Raw genomic sequence first — 16,281 nt, 5'->3', positions numbered from 1 at the left:
AGGGGGAAGGCGCGCAGCGCCTTAGGGGATCTTCAAAAGCTACCGCGCAGCGTCAGCATCACATTGCGTGGCTCGCCATACCAGTTGTTGCCACCGCTGGTGCCCACCGTGCGGTAGTAGACCTTGTCGAACAGGTTGTTCAGGTTGAGCACGGCCTGCCAGTTTCGGTTGATGCGGTACTGCACGCTGGCATTCCACACGGCATAGCCGCCCTGGCTGAACTTGAAGGGCACGGCCGCGCCATCGAACTTGCCCGAGTCAGGATTGAAGGCCTTGGCCGTGCCGCTCACGAAATGCGCGCTCTGGATATTGGCGCCGCCGCCAATCGTCCATTGCGACAGCTCGCCCGGCAGGCGGTAGGTGCTCCACAGCTTGAACAGATGCTTGGGCGTGACGGAGTGGTAGATGCCTTCGATGCCCGGCGTCTTGTTGTGGTTGCGGTTGAAGGTGTAGCCGGCAAACAGCTGCCAGCCGCGCGCCAGCTCGCCCGAGATCTCGCCTTCCACGCCCTGGCTGACCACCTTGCCCTTGCTCAGCCAGCAGCAGTTCAGGCCCGCGTCGCCGATGTCGGTGTTGGGGTAGGAGGGATCGGCCACGGCCTCGCCATTGCGCTCTATGCGGTACAGGGCCATGGAGGCCATCAGCCGGCCCTCGTTGAACTCGCCCTTGGCGCCCAGCTCGAAATTGCGGCCCTTGATGGGGTCCAGCGGCGTGCCTGGCAAGGGCCCACCCAGCTTGTCGGCCTGGGACTTGTGGATCTCGGCGACGCTGCCGTAGGCCGTCCAGCGGTCGTCGATGTCGTAGACCAGGCCGCCATAGGGCGTGAAGATACCGCTCTCGCTATTGGACGACACGATGCGGCTGGTGAGATTGCCGGCCTGGTCGAAGCGCAGCCAGGGTGTCTGCGTTGCATAGCTGGCGCGGCGCGCGCCGACGATGGCGGTCAGGCGGTCCGTCAGGCTCAGGTTGAGCCGGCCGTACAGGCCCTTCTGCGTGGCGCCATAGCCCGCGAAGCTGCGCGTCTTCCAGACGAAGCTGGGCAAGGGAATGGCGCCCGGGTCGAAGCCGAACACGTTGATGCCCCCCGGCATGTCCACCTCGGACAGAAAGGTGTCCTGCGTGTCACGGATCTTGGCCCAGTCCGCGCCCAGCAGCAGCCGGTGCCTGCGCCCCAGCAGGGAGAACGTTCCGCTGACGTTGGCATCCAGCGCCTTCTTGGTGGAATAGAAGTCGTTGGAGAAGCCGTTGAGCGTGGCTCCCAGCCCCGTCGTCGGATCGACCGCGCCGGTGACGTCGGCCAACCGGCTGTCGCTGTCCACCTTGACATAGTTGGCATGGGCGCGGACGCGCCAGTCGCCCTCCAGCTTCTGTTCCAGCTGGGCAAACAGCTCCTTGTTGGTCCTGTCGTAATGGCCCCAGCCCGCCATGAGTGCCGTATGGCGCGGCAGGTGCAGATCGTCGCCATTGGCCGCGCGCGGCAGGCCACCGCGCCAAGGCAGGCTGGCCGACTTGTCGTAGCTGCCGCCCAGGGTCAGCTTGGTCGCAGGCGTGAGATCGGCTTCCACAATGCCGTAGAGCAAGGTGTTGCGCGCATCGGCGTAGTCATAGAAGAACTCGCGGTCGCTGTGCGCCAGCACGGCGCGGCCGCGCACCCGGCCATCGGCAGCCAGGGGGCCCGCCACATCAAGTTCGGCCCGGCGCTGGTTCCAGCTGCCCACCGAGGCCGAGGCCAGCACCTGGGGCTGGGCCGTGGGGCGCTTTCTCACCAGGTTGATGGAGCCGCCGGGCTCGCCATTGCCGCTGTACAGGCCGTCCGCGCCGCGGATCACCTGCACGCTGTCGTACATGGCCATGTTGGGGTCGAAGGTGCCCTGGCTGAAGGCATCCACCGCCGCTCCGTCGATCTGGACATTGCTGATCTGGAAGCCCCGCGCGTAGAAGCTGTTGGCCGTGCCGCCCAGGCCACCCGAGCCCGCGTAGTCCACCGTCACGCCCGTGGTCTGCTGCATCACGTCGCCCACGGAGACCAGGCCCTGGTCCTCGATGCGCTGGCGCGTGATCACGGAGATGGACTGCGGCGTCTCGCGCACGCTCTGCCCCTTGCCCAGCGACACGCGCGAGGCCGCATAGGAGCCCGAACCCTCCGTGGTATCGCCAGCGTGCGCCTGGGCCGTGACCAGCACCGTGCCCAGCGCAGCATCGGCTGCCGGCGACGGCTCCCTGGCGGGTGCCTTCAGCGTGTAGGCGCCCGGCACGGCGTCGATCACGGTCACGCCCGTGCCGGCCAGCAGCCGGTCCAGCGCCTGGCGCGGCGTGAAGCGGCCCTGCAAGGCCGGTGAAGTGCGGCCCGCAACGATCTGCGGATCGAACAGCACCTGGTGCTGGGCCTGCTGCGTGAACTGGCGCAGCGCGCCGGCCAGCGGCTGGGGCGCGATGCTGAAGGCCAGTTCCCCTGCCTGCCCCGCCTGCACGGACGATGGCTGCTGCGCCTGCACCGCCGGCTGCGCCAGCGCGACCAGGGCTGCGGCCACCAGCGACGGCATCCTTGCCCGCCGCCATGGCCTGCCCCTGCGCTGAAACTCTCCTCCCCAAATGCCCGCGCCCATGGCGGCGCTGCCGTGTTCTTTTCCTGCTTGCATCCCTGCTCCTGCTGCACTGTGTCCATTGCCCGCTGTCGCGGTGTGCGCGGTGGGTGGCAGGCAGACAGTTGAGCGTCCACCCGCCACGCGCGTGCGCGGCCGTCGCGGTTGTTGGCTGAGCTGTGCACTGGGCAGCGGCCTGGCTGGCAACCATGGAGGCGCGAGAAAACCCGGCCTCCATGAAGGTAAAACCCGCTACCGCGCCAAAGTGGGAACGTGGCCGAACCGAGAAAGCGGATTGTTTACATTAATTTACAAACAGCCAAGACACTCAATGCGCCGAGATTCGCCAGCCGCCCTGCGCTTCGGCCTGCACACGCACCGGCAACAAGTGCGGCAACGAGCGCAGAAACACCTCGGGCTTGCCCGTCAGCGCCACGCCGGACACGGACAGCGCGGCCAGCCGCGCATCGCCATCCACCCGTACGGGCTGGCCCAGGTAGCGCGACAGATCGGCGGCGACCTCGGCCAGCGTTGCCTGCTGGAACACCATCTGGCCGCTGCGCCAGTCGCCCACCGTGTCCGCGCCGGCCGCCAGCGGATGCTGCGTGCCGTCACGGGCATCGACGGACATGCCGGCACCCGCGCCCAGCAGCAGGCGCCTGCCGTCCGCCGCATGGCGGTCGGGCCGCAGTTCCACCTTGCCCTCCAGCACCTTCACCACCAGCGCGGGCGGCCCGGCGCGAACATTGAAGGCCGTGCCCACCACGCGGACCTGGCTGGCGCCGCTGTCCACGGTGAAGGGCCGCGAGCGGTCGGCGGCGACCTGGAAGAAGGCCTCGCCCTGGTCCAGCACCGTCTCGCGGCGGCGCGGGTAGTAGCGCACCTGCAGCCTGGAGGAAAAATTCAGCGTGACCCGCGTGCCATCGGGCAGTTCGGCCTCGCGCACCTCGCCGGGGCCGGTGGCCATCTCGATCACATGGCTTGCGTGGTTGTCCCAGGCATACCAGCCCCCGCCCACGGCCAGCGTCGTGACCAGAGCCACCGACAGCAACGCAGGCATCAGGCCGCGGCGTGTGCGCTGACGTGCCGGCGCGGGCAAGTGGGCCTGTGTCTGCGCACGCGGCCCGCTCGCCCTGGCTTGCGGCGCAGCAGCCGCGTCGCAGGCCAGCGCCGGCCTGCGCAACTGCTGCAGGTCGAGCACCGTGCGCCCCAGGCTCTCGAAGATGCTGCGGTGCTGCGGGTCGGCGGCCAGCCAGGCGTCGAGTTCGCGCTCATCGGCGCCGGTCCAGTCGGCTTCGCGGCGGCGGGCGAAGTAGTCGGCGGCGCGGGCGTGCAGTTGCAGGCGTTCGGGGGTCAGCGTCATATCCTGTCCTCCCCGTCCGTCGCGGCCTGCGCCAGCAGGCCCTGCATCAGGCGCATGTCTTCGGCGCTGCCGTACTGCACGCGCAGTTCGCAATAGGCCATGGCCAGCGTCACATGGTTGTGCACCATGCGGCGCGAGATGCCCATGCGCTGCGCCACCTCGGTCTGCGTGAGCCCGTCGATGCTGTGCAGCACGAAGGCCTCGCGGCGGCGCTCGGGCAGTTCGGCCATGGCCTGCTCCAGCCGGCCCAGGCGTTCGCGGTGGTGCGCCGCCTGCAGGGGGTCCGACCCCTCGCCGGCCGGCAGTTGCTGCGCCAGTTCCATGTGTTCATCCAGCGAGACCGATTCGCGCCCCGGCGCGCCCGCCGAGCGGCGCCAGGCATCGTGCGAGACATGGCGGGCGATCACGCGCAGATACGGTTCCTGCTCCTCGGGCGGCAGGGCCTTGCCCGAGGCCGCATAGCGCACGAAGACCTCCTGCACCGCATCCTCGGCATCCTCGCGGTTGCGCATCTGCCGGCCCAGCAGGCGGCGCAGAGGCTGGTGCCAGCGCGCATACACGCGCGCCAGCAGAGAGGGAGCGGCATCATCGTCCGCGCCTGGCACGCGCGCGCTCACGGGCAGACTCCCGGCACGGCGGTCTGGACGCGGGCAGGCAGGCCAGCATGGGAAACGGACAGGACGAAGAAGAACGGCACGGGCGGCGATTGTACTGAGAATGGTTCTCATCAACACCTTTGCGGCCGGCACGCGCCATGCGATGCGGGCCCCGCCAATGCCTTACCGGCCCGCTGCCCCATGCAGCGCCACCAGCGTGGGCACCACCCAGTGCGGCGCAGGCTGCGCCCCTTCGAAACACTGGTCCTCGGACGGCACGGCGATGACGGTCATGCCGGCCTGCCGCGCCGCATGTGTTCCCGTGACGGAGTCCTCGAACACCAGGCAGCGCCCGGCCGGCACGCCCAGGCGCTGCGCCGCGAAGTGGTAGATGTCGGGCGCGGGCTTGCCGCGCACCACCTGCTCGGCCGAGACGATGGCGTCGAACGCCGGCCGCAGGCCCAGCGCATCCAGGGTGTGGTGGCACAAAGACAAAGGAGAGTTCGAGGCCAGCGCCACGCGCCAGCCCAGTGCGCGGCAGGCGCTCAGTGTTTCGCGCACGCCGGGCAGGGCCTGTCCATGCGCGCTGACCAGGGCCGCCACGCGCGCGACCACGCGGCTCTCCAGCTCGCGCTGGCTGGGCCCCTGCCAGGGCCGGTGGGCATACCAGTGCGCGGCAACCTGCGCCGTGGTCATGGGCGCCGTCACGCGGGACATCTCGGCCGTGATGTCGATGCCGACCTCGGCAAAGGACTCGCGTTCGGCACGCTTCCAGAAGGGCTCGGAGTCTATGAGCAGGCCGTCCATGTCGAAGATGGCGGCGCCGAATCCGGCCTGGCCAAGGCCTGCGAACGAGGGAGCGGCTTCAGGGATTTGCATGGCGCGCATGCTAGCGCAGGCGGCAAGTGAAAGCAGTTGCTGTTAGCCTGTGCCGGCTGGCGATGGATGCAGGTGCATGCGATTGCCAGCCCTTCACAATCCTTAGCGAGCCCGCAATGACCAGCCCCCTGTACACCGCCTCCATTCCCGTCCTGCAGCAGATGCTGAAGGCCCTGTCCGACGTGCTCAAAAAGGCCGAGGAACACGCCGCGCAGAAGAACATCGATCCCGACGCCCTGCTGCAGGCCCGCCTGTTCCCCGACATGTTCCCGCTGGTGCGCCAGGTGCAGATTGCTGCGGACTTCGCCAAGGGCATCGCCTCGCGCCTGGCCGGCGCCGAGGTGCCTTCGTGGCCCGACACGCAGACCAGCTTTGCCGACCTGCAGGCGCTGATCACCAAGGCGCTGGACCATGTGGGCTCATTCGCGCCCGAGCAGTTCGCGCAAAGCGAGTCCCGCGAGATCGTGCTGCGCCCCGGCACGCCCAAGGAAAAGAAGCTGACCGCCAGCGCCTACCTGCTGCACTACGGCCTGCCGCAGTTCTTCTTCCATGTGACCACCGCCTATGCCCTGCTGCGCCACAACGGTGTCGAAGTCGGCAAGCGCGACTACATGGGCAGCTACTGAGCGTGCCGTGGCCGGTCTGGCCTGCGCTTCACTGCGCCGCCAGATCCCGGCCTCGCGTCTCCGGCAGGCACATGGCGAACATCACCACCATCACGTAGCCGGCCGTGGCGCAGATGCCGATGGCCGTGCCCAGCGACAGGCCCATCCGGTCGCTGAACACGCCCACCAGCGCGGGGAAGGTGGCCCCGATGCCGCGGCCGAAGTTGTAGCAAAAGCCCTGGCCGGAGCCGCGCAGTTCGTTGGGGAACAGCTCGGCCAGGAAGGCTCCGGCGCCGCTGAATATGCCCGACATGAAAAAACCCAGCGGAAAGCCCAGCACCAGCATCCAGGCATCGGTGATGGGCAGCAGCGTATAGGCATAGGCCAGGCTGCCGGCGCCGATGGCGAACAGCGTGAAGGCCAGGCGCCGGCCCAGCCGGTCGGAAGCGTAGGCACCGCACAGGTAGCCGGCAAAGGCGCCAAAGATGAACATGAACTGGTAGCCGCCCGAGCCCAGCACCGTCAGGTGGCGCTCGTTCTTCAGGAAGGTGGGCAGCCACACGGCAATGGCGTAGTAGCCGCCCTGCATGCCGGTGAACATCAGGCTGGCCAGCACCGTGGTCTTGAGCATGCCGCCCTTGAAGATGTCCAGGAAGTGCCCGCTGCGCTCGCCCCGGCCCACGGCGGCGCGGGTCTTCAGGTAGACCTCGGGGTCCTTGACGGAACGGCGGATGAACAGGATCAGCAGGGCCGGCAGCAGGCCCAGCAGGAACATGGCCCGCCATGACATCTCGGGCGGCAGAAACGAGAACAGCGCCATGGACACCAGCACGGCCGCACCCCAGCCTATGGCCCAGCTGCTTTGCACCAGCCCCACCGCCTTGCCACGGAAAGCCGGCCGTATGGTCTCGGCGATCAGCACCGAGCCCACAGCCCATTCGCCGCCAAAGCCCAGCCCCTGCAGCGTGCGGGCCAGCAGCAACTGGCCCGGCGTCTGCGCCAGGCCGCAGGCGAAGGTGAAAAGGGCGAACACGAGGATGGTCCACTGCAGCACGCGCACACGCCCGTAGCGGTCCGCCAGGATGCCGGCCATCCAGCCGCCGATGGCCGAGGCCACCAGGGTCGAGGTGCCGATCAGGCCGACCTCGGTCTTGCTCATGCCCCACAGCGACAGCAGGATGGGCGTGACCAGGGGCAGCGTGTAGTAGTCGAAGGAATCGACCGCGTAACCGCCGAACGAGGCCGTCAGTGCGCGTTTTTCCCGGGGTTCGAGCTGGCCCAGCCAGCTGCCCTGCGACTGCTCGCCAGCCAGGGGCTTGGCATTTTCAAGGCTTGTCATTTTTCAGTCTCCTTGCGCTTCGGTATGGAGAAGCGTCTTGCCCTCAATGGCATTGCATCGGTGATGAACCAGGCCTGGCCGGGCGGCCCTCATCCACCACCCGGACAGACCCCTGCAGGCGGCGTGTCAGGCCGCCGTTCCGTAGCCGCCGCCCCCCGGCGTGCAGACCTCGAACACATCGCCGGGCTGCATCTGCACGGCGCCGATGTGCTCCAGCGCCTCGACCTGGCCATCGGCGCGCAGCACACGGTTGATGCCCGGCTGCCCCGGCTGGCCGCCCGCCATGCCGAAGGCCGGGTTCAGGCGCCCGTTGGACAGGATGCTGGCCGTCATGGCTTCCAGGAAGCGCACGCGCCGCACACCGCCGCTGCCCCCATGCCAGCGCCCACTGCCGCCCGAGCCTTCGCGGATGGCATAGCTGTCCAGCATGACGGGGAAGCGGAACTCCAGCACCTCCGGATCTGTCAGGCGCGAATTGGTCATGTGCGTCTGGACGACGCTGGTGCCGTTGAACCCGCGCTCCACCCGGCCCTCGGCGTCCAGCACCGCGCCCGCGCCGCTGCCGCCGGCAATGGTTTCGTAGTACTGGTGGCGCGCATTGCCGAAGGTGAAGTTGTTCATGGTAGGCTGGCTGCCCGCCATCACGCCCAGCGCGCCGAACAGCGCATTGGTGATGCAGGTGGAGGTCTCCACATTGCCCGCCACCACCGAGGCCGGTGCATTGGGGTTGAGCATGCAGCCCTGGGGAATGATGACCTTCAAGGGCTTGAGGCAGCCCGCGTTGAGCGGGATGTCGTCGTCCACCAGCGTGCGGAACACGTACAGCACGGCCGCCATGCACACGGCGCGCGGCGCATTGAAGTTGTTGGTCTGCTGGGCGCTGGTGCCCGAGAAGTCGATGACCGCGCTGCGGCCCGCCGTATCCACGGTGACGGCCACGCGGATCTGCGCGCCGTTGTCCAGCGGCAGCGTGAACTGCCCGTTCCTGAGCCGCGTGATGACGCGGCGCACCGACTCCTCGGCGTTGTCCTGCACATGGCCCATGTAGGCCTGCACCACGGGCAGGCCGAACTGGGCCACCATCTTGCGCAGCTCCTGCACGCCTTTTTCATTGGCCGCGATCTGGGCCTTCAGGTCGGCCAGGTTCTGGTGCGGGTTGCGGCTCGGGTACTCGCCGCTTTGCAGCAGCTCGACCATCTCCTGGCCGCGCAGCACGCCGCGATCGACCAGCTTGAAGTTGTCGATCTGCACGCCCTCTTCCTCGATGCGCGTGGAAAACGGCGGCATGGAACCGGGCGTGATGCCGCCCACGTCGGCATGGTGGCCCCGGCTGCCCACGTAGAAGGTGGGGGAGGCCTCGTCGGCCACGTACACGGGCGTGATGACCGTGATATCGGGCAGGTGGGTGCCGCCCTGGTAGGGGTCGTTGAGCACATAGACATCGCCCTGGGCCATGCGTCCGGCATTCTTGCGGATCACCGTCTGGATGCTCTCGCCCATGGAGCCCAGGTGCACGGGCATGTGCGGCGCATTGGCGATGAGGTGGCCCTCGGCGTCGAACAGCGCGCAGCTGAAGTCCAGCCGTTCCTTGATGTTCACCGAGTAGGCCGTGTTCTGCAGCTGCAGGCCCATCTGCTCGGCGATGTTCATGAACAGGTTGTTGAAGACCTCCAGCAGCACCGGGTCCACCGAGGTGCCGGCCGCGTACTCGGCCTTGCGCGCGACCACGCGGTCCAGCACCAGATGGTCCAGCGCCGTGAGCCGCGCCAGCCAGCCGGGCTCGACCACCGTGGTGGCATTGCGCTCGGCGATGATGGCCGGGCCGGGGATGGCGTCGCCGGGCCGCAGGTCCTCGCGCACCACCAGGGCCGCGTCATGCCAGGCACCGTCGGAGTACATGCGCACGGTTTCGCGGCGCGGATGCTCGCGCGGCGGATGCTCCTGCAGCACCGGCTCGCTGGGCGCATCGCCCGCAATCACGGCTTCGACGGAAACGGCTTCCACCACCAGGCCCTTGCCCGCCATCAGGAAGGCGAACCGCTGGCGATAGGCCGACTCGAAGGCCGCCTGGATGTCGTCCAGCCCGCCGAAGGGCACGGCCAGGGCGGAATCCGTGCCCTCATAGCGCACATGCACGTTGTAGCGTACCTGCACGGGGCTGGCACCGACCTGCTGGCGCTCAAGCTCGGCCTTGGCCGCGTCGCCCAGCGAATCCAGCGACTCCGCGATCAGCGGCAAGGCCGCCGCAGACAGCGCCACCTCCATCGCCTGCTCACGGATGACCGTCTGGTCCGCCAGGCCCATGCCGTAGGCGCTGAGCACGCCGGCCAGCGGATGCACGAACACACGGGTCATGCCCAGGGCATCGGCCACCAGGCAGGCATGCTGGCCGCCCGCGCCGCCAAAGCACTGCAGCGTGTAGCGCGTCACGTCATAGCCGCGCGCCACGCTGATCTTCTTGATGGCGTTGGCCATCTGCTGCACGGCGATGCGGATGAAGCCTTCGGCCACTTCCTCGGGCCTGCGCCCCGTCTGCACCGCCAGCTCATCGAAGCGTGCCCGCACGGCCTCGCCATCGAGCCGCTCGTTGGCGGCCGGGCCGAACACGCTGGGGAAGTAGCGGGGCTGGACCTTGCCCACCATCACGTTCGCATCGGTCACGGCCAGGGGCCCGCCACGGCGGTAGCTCACGGGGCCGGGGTTGGCACCCGCGCTCTCCGGTCCCACGCGAAAGCGCGAGCCGTCATAGGCCAGTACCGAGCCGCCACCGGCGGCCACCGTGTGGATGCTCATCATCGGCGCGCGCATGCGCACACCGGCCACCTGGGTCTCGAACTCGCGCTCGAAGGCGCCAGCGTAGTGGCTGACATCGGTGGAGGTGCCTCCCATGTCGAAGCCGATGACCTTGTCGTGCCCGGCCAGCCCTGCCGTGCGGGCCATGCCCACGATGCCGCCGGCCGGCCCGCTCAGGATGGCATCCTTGCCCTGGAAGCTGCCCGCATCGGCCAGCCCGCCGGAGGACTGCATGAAAAACAGCCGCACGCCCGGCATCTCGCCAGCGACCTGCTGTACATAGCGGCGCAAGATGGGCGAGAGGTAGGCATCGACCACCGTGGTGTCGCCCCGGCTCACGAACTTCATCAGCGGGCTGGTCTCGTGCGAGGTGCTGATCTGCGTGAATCCCGCCTGCCGCGCAATGCGCGCCGCAATCTGCTCGTGCCGCATGTAGCGGTAGCCATGCATGAAGACGATGGCCACGCTGCGCAGGCCCCGGGCATGGGCCTGCAGCAGCGCGGTGTGCAGGTGCAGCACGTCCAGTTCCTGCTGCACTTCCCCACGGGCATCCACGCGCTCAAGCGCCTCCACCACCTCGCTGTACAGCAGCTCGGGCAGCTGGATATGCCGGTCGAACAGGCGCGGGCGGTTCTGGTAGGCAATGCGCAGCGCATCACGAAAGCCCCGCGTGGTCACCAGCAGCGTGGGCTCGCCCTTGCGCTCCAGCAGCGCATTGGTGGCCACCGTGGTGCCCATCTTCACGCACTCCACAAGGTCCGGCGTGACCGGCTCGCCGGGCTTGAGGCCCAGCAGGTGGCGGATGCCGGCCACGGCCGCGTCACGGTACTGCTCGGGGTTTTCCGACAGCAGCTTGTGCGTGGCCAGGCTGCCATCGGGCCGCTTGCCCACGATGTCGGTGAATGTGCCGCCGCGGTCTATCCAGAATTGCCAGCGCCTGTCATGGGAAGTGGAGCGTTCTTGCATGGTGTCGGAACCCGTTTGTCTCGAAGTTGAAGTCAGGAAAACCGTGGCCTGGAGCACGGCCCTCCGCCGGTGCCCACCACTGGCGTCCAATCTAAAAGTGACCCTGGACCGCGTCCATCGAGAAGTTTTCGCCCCCTCTGTTCACGAAAACTGAACAGGAGCGACCCATTGCGGGCCAGCAACGCAAAGAAAAAGGCCCGCCGAAGCGGGCCCCGTGCCAGGCAGGCAGGCCGTCAGAACGCGGCCAGATGGCTGTTGCGCAACTCCGTCACCAGCATGTGGCCCGGCTCGTGCGTGATGGCGAATGGCAGGGCCGCCGAGCGTATGGCCTGCTGGGGCGTCACGCCGCAGGCCCAGAACACGGGGATCTCCCCGGGTTTGAGCGCCATGGGCTCGCCGAAGTCCGGCCGCTCGATATCGGCAATGCCGATCTGCGCGGGGTCGCCCAGGTGCACGGGCGCCCCATGGACGCTGGGAAAGCGCGAAGTCACCTGGATCGCGCGGATGGCCTGGGCGGCCGTCATGGGCCGCATGCTGACCACCATCCGGCCTCCGAACCGGCCCGCCTGGCCGTTGGCAATGTCGGTGATGAACATGGGCGCGCCCCGGCCCTCGTCGATATGGCGCACGGGCACGCCCGCATCGCGCAGCGCGTCCTCGAAGGAATAGGAGCAGCCGATGACGAAGCCCACCAGGTCGTCGCGCCACAGGTCCGTGAGGTCATTCACCTGCTCGGCCCTGTGACCATCGCGAAACACCCAGTACGAGGGCAGATCGGTCTTCAGATCGATATCGCCGAGCTCGGGCACGCGGCTGCTGCCGGGCTCGGTCACGCCGATCAGCGGGCAGGACTTGAGATTCAGCCGGGCAAAGCGCAGGAACTCCTCGCTGCACTCGCGCGGCAGTATCGCCAGGTTGCCCTGGGTGTAGCCGGGGCACTGCCCGGCCGTCTGCCCGCGAAAGCGTCCGGCGCGCACCTCCTGGCGGAATTCGGTCGGATGGGTCCAATGCGTCATGGGGGAGCCTCTATTGAATGGAGATGCCCCCCAATGTAAAAAGCAGCAGGCCACCGGTCCACTCAGGAATTGTGCGCAGCCTCCCCCAGGAAAACTGAACAGCCACTGCAGCCCGCGCAGCCTCGCCATGAACATCCGCTTTCTGGAAACCTTTGTGCTGCTGGCACGCATCGGCAGCGTGCGCCGCGTGGCCGAACTGGTGCACGCCAGCCCCGGCGCCGTCTCCATGCGCATCCGCGGGCTGGAGTCGGACCTGGGCGTGACCCTGTTCCACTGGGACCGCAAGACGCTGCAGATCACCGATGCCGGCGCCCGCTTGCTGCGGCATGCGGAAGCCGTCATCGAAGCCACACGCACCCTGGAGCGTGCCGCCAGGTCCGACGACGCCATCGGCTGCCGCCTGCGGGTCGGCGTGCTGGAGACGGCGGTACACACCTTCCTGCCCGAATTCGTCAAGGCGATGGGCGCCAGCCTGCCGCACATCGAGCTGGACCTGACCGTCGATCTGAGCACCCACCTGTCGGAGCAGATGATGCGGCGCGACCTGGACCTGATCGTGCGCACCGGCAGCGGCGTGGACCCCCAGTTCGCCGTGGTCGAGAACCTGCTGGAAGTGCCCGTGCACTGGATTGCCAGGCGGGGCCTGGTGCCCAGGAAGGATGGTCTGCACAAGGCGCTGGGCAAGCAATTGCTGACCCAGATGCGCGGCACCGGCCCCTACGAGCAGGCCGTGGCCATGGCACAGCAGCTGGCCGTGCAAAGCGGCATGGTCTCCAGCGACCTGCGCATCTCGGGATCGCCCTCGCTGGCGGCCCTGGTCTCGCTGGTGCGCGAGGGCCTGGGCGTCGCCATCATGCACGGCATGCTGGTGGCGCCGCAGCTCGAAAGCGGGGAGCTGGTGGAGCTGGAGCTGCCCACGCCGCCTTCCTTTCGCATCACCACCTGGTACCCCAAGAGCCCGCCGCCCGGCGTCACCGACACTGCCCAGGTGCTGCGCCGCGTCTGCAAGAGCTACTGCAAGCGGGTCAGCCCGCATCTGGCGCGGTACATCGGCTAGGGCGCGGATGCCGGCGGCGGCTCCTGCCCGTGCAACAGCGCCAGAAAGCTGGCGGCCGCCTGGCTCAGCGGCCGGTCGCGGCGCACCAGGCTGCCGTAGGCCTGCAGGTTGCGGCGCATGCGATAGGGAAGGATGCGGACCATGCCGTGCGCGGCGCTGTCCCGGGCCACGGCCTGCGGAATCACGGCGATCAGGTCGGAGTTGCGCACCAGGTTCATGGTGGTGAGGATGGAGCCCGTCTCGATCAGGCCGCGCGGCAGCGGCAGGCCATGGGCCTGGAACTCCTGGTCGATCAGTGCGCGCATGGGACTGCCGGGCGGCTGCAGCACCCAGCCATGGGCCTGCAGTTGGGCAAAGCCCACGCTGCGGGCACGCGCCAGCGGATGGTTGCAGCCCACGATGATGGACAGGGCCTCGTCATCTATGGTGCGGAACAGATGGGCGGCATCGGCCTGCCCGGTCTGCCGGCCCACCACCACCTCCAGCACGCCGTCCTGCAACTGCGCCAGCAGCCGGTCGCTGGTGTCCACGGCCACCTCGATGACCAGCAGCGGCCACTGGCGCTTGAGCGCCAGCAGCGCCTGTGTCAGCCGCCCCGGCGAGGCCGCCATGATGCTGCCCACGGCCAGCCGCCCCGCGCTGCCTTCGCGCAGTTCCTGCAGCTCGCGGTTCAGTGCCTCCATGCCGCCGCGCAGGTGGCGGAAGTAGCCCGTCACGCGCTCGCCCGCCGCGTTCAGCTGCAGGCCGCGCCCAACGCGGTCGAACAGGGTCAGGCCCAGCGCGCTTTCCAGCTCATGCAGCATCTTGGTGGCGGCCGGCTGGCTCAGTCCCAGCTCGGCTGCGGCGCCGCGCAGCGTGCCCTTCTGGTCGATGGCCAGCATCAGCGCCACCTGCCGCATGCGCAGGCGGTTGAGCAGTTGCGGCGTGCTGTCCCTGCGGTCGATGGAGCCCATAGCAATATCCCGTGAATTGATTACCCAAGGTTATTGATTCATCAGCAACTTTCAGTTTACGGCAATCAATCATCTGCCTAGCATGGGTTCACAACAAAAGCACCGGAGACAAGACATGCAACGCCGCCCCCTGCTGCTGGCCGCAGCTGCCCTGCTGCCCGCCATCGCCCTGGCCCAAACCCCGCCGGACTGGCCCACGCGGCCCGTGCGCATGCTTGTGGGCTCGGCCCCGGGCGGCGGCACGGATGCCATGGCCCGCGCCGTGGCCGACCGGCTGGCGCCGCTGCTGCGCCAGCCGGTGATCGTGGAAAACCGCCCCGGCGTCTCCAACACCCTGGCCGTTGACATGACGGCCAAGTCCACGGACGGGCACACCATGGTGATGGGCGTCGTCACGGCCCATGCCATTGCCCCGCACCTGCTCAAGCTGGGCTACGACAGCAACCGCGACCTGGTGCCCGTGGCCTATGTGGGCGCAGTGCCCAATGTGCTGGTGGTGGGCAACAACCTGCCCGCCAACTCGGTGCAGGAACTGGTTGCCCTGGCCCGCAAGGAGCCCGGCAGGATCAACTTCGCCAGCAGCGGCACGGGCAGCACCCAGCACATCGCGGCCGAGATGTTCAAGGACGCGGCCGGCATCGAACTGACCCACGTGCCCTACAAGGGCAGCGCCGCCGCCCTGGTGGACCTGGTCAGCGGCCAGGTGCAGATGAGCTTCGACACCATGCCTTCGGTGATCGGCCAGATCAAGGCCGGCAAGCTGCGCGCCCTGGGCGTGACATCGCACCGGCGCAACGCCCAGCTGCCCCAGGTGCCCACGCTGGCCGAGGCCGGCCTGCCCGGCGTGGAGATAGGCGCCTGGTACGGCATCTACATGCCAGCGGCCACACCCCGCGCCGTGCAGGCCCGGGTGCACGACGAGGTCAACAAGGTGCTGGCCATGCCCGAGACGCGCACGCGCCTGGAGGCCGTGGGCGCCGAGCTGCAGCCCATGAGCCAGGCGGAGTTCATCGCCTTGCACAACGCCGAGTACCAGCGCTTTGGCGAAATCATCCGCAAGAACCACATCAAGATCGACTGAGCCGCACATGCCCGCATCCGAACTTCCCGTCGTCGCCCTGACCCTGGGCGATCCCGCCGGCATAGGCGCCGAACTGATCGCACGCCTGCTGGCGCGGCCCGAGGCCATGCAAAAGGCCAACATCGTGCTGGCCGGCGACCCCTGGCTGTGGCAGCAGGGCCAGCGCATCGCGGGCCTGCAGGTGGCCACCGCGCCCATCGCCAGCATGGCCCATGCACGGGGCCGCACCGATACCGCCCTGCCCGCCTTCCTGGCCCTGGACACGGTAGCCCCCGATGCCGTGCACCGGGGCCGTGCCGAAGCCGCAGGCGGGCGCTCGGTGCTGCAGGTGCTTGACCGGTGCATGGACGCGGCCCAGGCCGGCCAGATCGACGCCATCTGCTTTGCGCCGCTCAACAAGCAGGCCATGAAGCTGGGCGGCCTGCGCCATGAGGACGAGCTGCACCACTTTGCCGAGCACCTGGGCGTGACCGGCTATTTCTGCGAATTCAATACGCTGGGCGATCTGTGGACCTCGCGCATTTCGTCGCATGTGCCGCTCAGGGACGTGGCCGGCTATCTGAGCCAGGAGCGCATCGCGCAGGCGGCCGAGCTGATCTACCGCGCGCTGCTGGCCAGCGGCATGGCGGCCCCCAAGGTGGCGGTGGCGGGCTTCAACCCGCACAACGGCGATGGCGGCACCTGCGGGCGCGAGGAGATCGACATCATCGCGCCGGCCGTGCGCGCGCTGCAGGCCCGCGACTGGCCCACGCCCGATCCGTTCCACGGCCCCTTCCCGGCCGACACCATCTTCCTGAAGGCCCAGGCGGGCGAGTACCAGGCCATCGTGACCATGTACCACGACCAGGGCCAGATCGCCATCAAGCTGCTGGGCTTCTCGCGCGGCGTGACCGTGCAGGGCGGCCTGCCGATCCCCATCACCACGCCGGCCCACGGCACGGCCTATGACATCGCGGGCCAGGGCCGGGCCAGCGTGGAGGCCACCTGGCAGGCCTTTCTGATCGCCTGCCGCATGGGCGCCGCGCGCCTGTGCTGACTGACTTCACTCCCT

The 16,281-nt window shown here is 68.6% G+C and carries 12 protein-coding genes; 4 read left to right on the top strand and 8 right to left on the bottom strand.

Annotated elements, in window-relative coordinates:
• Window positions 1–32: 32 nt before the first annotated feature.
• From AC57B5_RS27200 to hxpB, 4 genes are all read right to left on the bottom strand, one after another.
• A complete protein-coding gene (locus AC57B5_RS27200; RefSeq protein WP_496400680.1) occupies window positions 33–2,639 on the bottom strand; it encodes a TonB-dependent siderophore receptor in 2,607 nt (868 codons plus the stop codon).
• 271 nt (window positions 2,640–2,910) lie between these two features.
• Window positions 2,911–3,945 (bottom strand): FecR family protein, encoded by a 1,035-nt coding sequence (locus AC57B5_RS27195; RefSeq protein ID WP_123690840.1) that lies wholly within the window; start codon window positions 3,943–3,945, stop codon window positions 2,911–2,913.
• Complete coding sequence (locus AC57B5_RS27190; RefSeq protein ID WP_099750734.1) at window positions 3,942–4,562, bottom strand: RNA polymerase sigma factor; 621 nt, start codon at window positions 4,560–4,562, stop codon at window positions 3,942–3,944. Before AC57B5_RS27190 ends, AC57B5_RS27195 begins: the two co-directional genes overlap by 4 nt.
• A gap of 162 nt (window positions 4,563–4,724) precedes the next feature.
• Window positions 4,725–5,420 carry a hexitol phosphatase HxpB gene (hxpB, locus tag AC57B5_RS27185; RefSeq protein ID WP_496400679.1) on the bottom strand — a complete coding sequence of 232 codons (696 nt, stop codon included), beginning with the start codon at window positions 5,418–5,420 and terminating at the stop codon, window positions 4,725–4,727.
• 116 nt (window positions 5,421–5,536) lie between these two features.
• Here hxpB and AC57B5_RS27180 point away from each other — a divergent pair, with 116 nt between their 5' ends.
• On the top strand, window positions 5,537–6,046 hold the full coding sequence (locus AC57B5_RS27180; protein ID WP_016447516.1) for a DUF1993 domain-containing protein: 510 nt from the start codon (window positions 5,537–5,539) through the stop codon (window positions 6,044–6,046).
• Between the two features lie 28 nt (window positions 6,047–6,074).
• Here the strand turns inward: AC57B5_RS27180 and AC57B5_RS27175 are convergent, their stop codons facing one another.
• The 3 genes from AC57B5_RS27175 to AC57B5_RS27165 all read right to left on the bottom strand — a co-directional run bounded on the left by AC57B5_RS27175 (window position 6,075) and on the right by AC57B5_RS27165 (window position 12,139).
• Window positions 6,075–7,364 (bottom strand): MFS transporter, encoded by a 1,290-nt coding sequence (locus AC57B5_RS27175; protein ID WP_496400678.1) that lies wholly within the window; start codon window positions 7,362–7,364, stop codon window positions 6,075–6,077.
• Window positions 7,365–7,490: 126 nt separating this feature from the next.
• Window positions 7,491–11,123: a hydantoinase B/oxoprolinase family protein gene (locus tag AC57B5_RS27170; RefSeq protein WP_496400677.1), complete on the bottom strand. Its 3,633-nt coding sequence runs from the start codon at window positions 11,121–11,123 to the stop codon at window positions 7,491–7,493.
• Window positions 11,124–11,356: 233 nt separating this feature from the next.
• The gene (locus AC57B5_RS27165) at window positions 11,357–12,139 is read right to left on the bottom strand and encodes a putative hydro-lyase (protein ID WP_496400676.1); all 783 of its coding nucleotides are present in this window, start codon (window positions 12,137–12,139) and stop codon (window positions 11,357–11,359) included.
• Between the two features lie 127 nt (window positions 12,140–12,266).
• On the opposite strand from AC57B5_RS27165, the gene AC57B5_RS27160 reads away from it, so the two are divergent.
• Complete coding sequence (locus AC57B5_RS27160; protein WP_013801416.1) at window positions 12,267–13,196, top strand: LysR family transcriptional regulator; 930 nt, start codon at window positions 12,267–12,269, stop codon at window positions 13,194–13,196.
• Here the strand turns inward: AC57B5_RS27160 and AC57B5_RS27155 are convergent.
• On the bottom strand, window positions 13,193–14,149 hold the full coding sequence (locus AC57B5_RS27155; protein WP_496400675.1) for a LysR family transcriptional regulator: 957 nt from the start codon (window positions 14,147–14,149) through the stop codon (window positions 13,193–13,195). The two genes, AC57B5_RS27160 and AC57B5_RS27155, sit on opposite strands and share 4 nt — an antisense overlap.
• A 115-nt stretch (window positions 14,150–14,264) precedes the next feature.
• On the opposite strand from AC57B5_RS27155, the gene AC57B5_RS27150 reads away from it, so the two are divergent.
• Window positions 14,265–15,230: a Bug family tripartite tricarboxylate transporter substrate binding protein gene (locus AC57B5_RS27150; protein ID WP_496400674.1), complete on the top strand. Its 966-nt coding sequence runs from the start codon at window positions 14,265–14,267 to the stop codon at window positions 15,228–15,230.
• 7 nt (window positions 15,231–15,237) lie between these two features.
• Window positions 15,238–16,266: a 4-hydroxythreonine-4-phosphate dehydrogenase PdxA gene (locus AC57B5_RS27145; protein WP_496400673.1), complete on the top strand. Its 1,029-nt coding sequence runs from the start codon at window positions 15,238–15,240 to the stop codon at window positions 16,264–16,266.
• The last annotated feature ends 15 nt before the right edge of the window (window positions 16,267–16,281 follow it).

This window comes from Delftia sp. BGA-UO-ETr-SB1, assembly GCF_059567865.1.
Note: the sequence above shows the minus strand (reverse complement) of the source record. Positions and strands in the feature narration are given on the sequence as shown.

Excerpts from the sequence above, each read along its gene's own strand:
- AC57B5_RS27200 (WP_496400680.1), bottom strand. The coding sequence starts at position 2,639 with ATGCAAGCAGGAAAAGAACACGGCAGCGCCGCCATGGGCGCGGGCATT.
- AC57B5_RS27195 (WP_123690840.1), bottom strand. The coding sequence starts at position 3,945 with ATGACGCTGACCCCCGAACGCCTGCAACTGCACGCCCGCGCCGCCGAC.
- hxpB (WP_496400679.1), bottom strand. The coding sequence starts at position 5,420 with ATGCAAATCCCTGAAGCCGCTCCCTCGTTCGCAGGCCTTGGCCAGGCC.
- AC57B5_RS27180 (WP_016447516.1), top strand. The coding sequence starts at position 5,537 with ATGACCAGCCCCCTGTACACCGCCTCCATTCCCGTCCTGCAGCAGATG.
- AC57B5_RS27175 (WP_496400678.1), bottom strand. The coding sequence starts at position 7,364 with ATGACAAGCCTTGAAAATGCCAAGCCCCTGGCTGGCGAGCAGTCGCAG.
- AC57B5_RS27170 (WP_496400677.1), bottom strand. The coding sequence starts at position 11,123 with ATGCAAGAACGCTCCACTTCCCATGACAGGCGCTGGCAATTCTGGATA.
- AC57B5_RS27165 (WP_496400676.1), bottom strand. The coding sequence starts at position 12,139 with ATGACGCATTGGACCCATCCGACCGAATTCCGCCAGGAGGTGCGCGCC.
- AC57B5_RS27160 (WP_013801416.1), top strand. The coding sequence starts at position 12,267 with ATGAACATCCGCTTTCTGGAAACCTTTGTGCTGCTGGCACGCATCGGC.
- AC57B5_RS27155 (WP_496400675.1), bottom strand. The coding sequence starts at position 14,149 with ATGGGCTCCATCGACCGCAGGGACAGCACGCCGCAACTGCTCAACCGC.
- AC57B5_RS27150 (WP_496400674.1), top strand. The coding sequence starts at position 14,265 with ATGCAACGCCGCCCCCTGCTGCTGGCCGCAGCTGCCCTGCTGCCCGCC.
- AC57B5_RS27145 (WP_496400673.1), top strand. The coding sequence starts at position 15,238 with ATGCCCGCATCCGAACTTCCCGTCGTCGCCCTGACCCTGGGCGATCCC.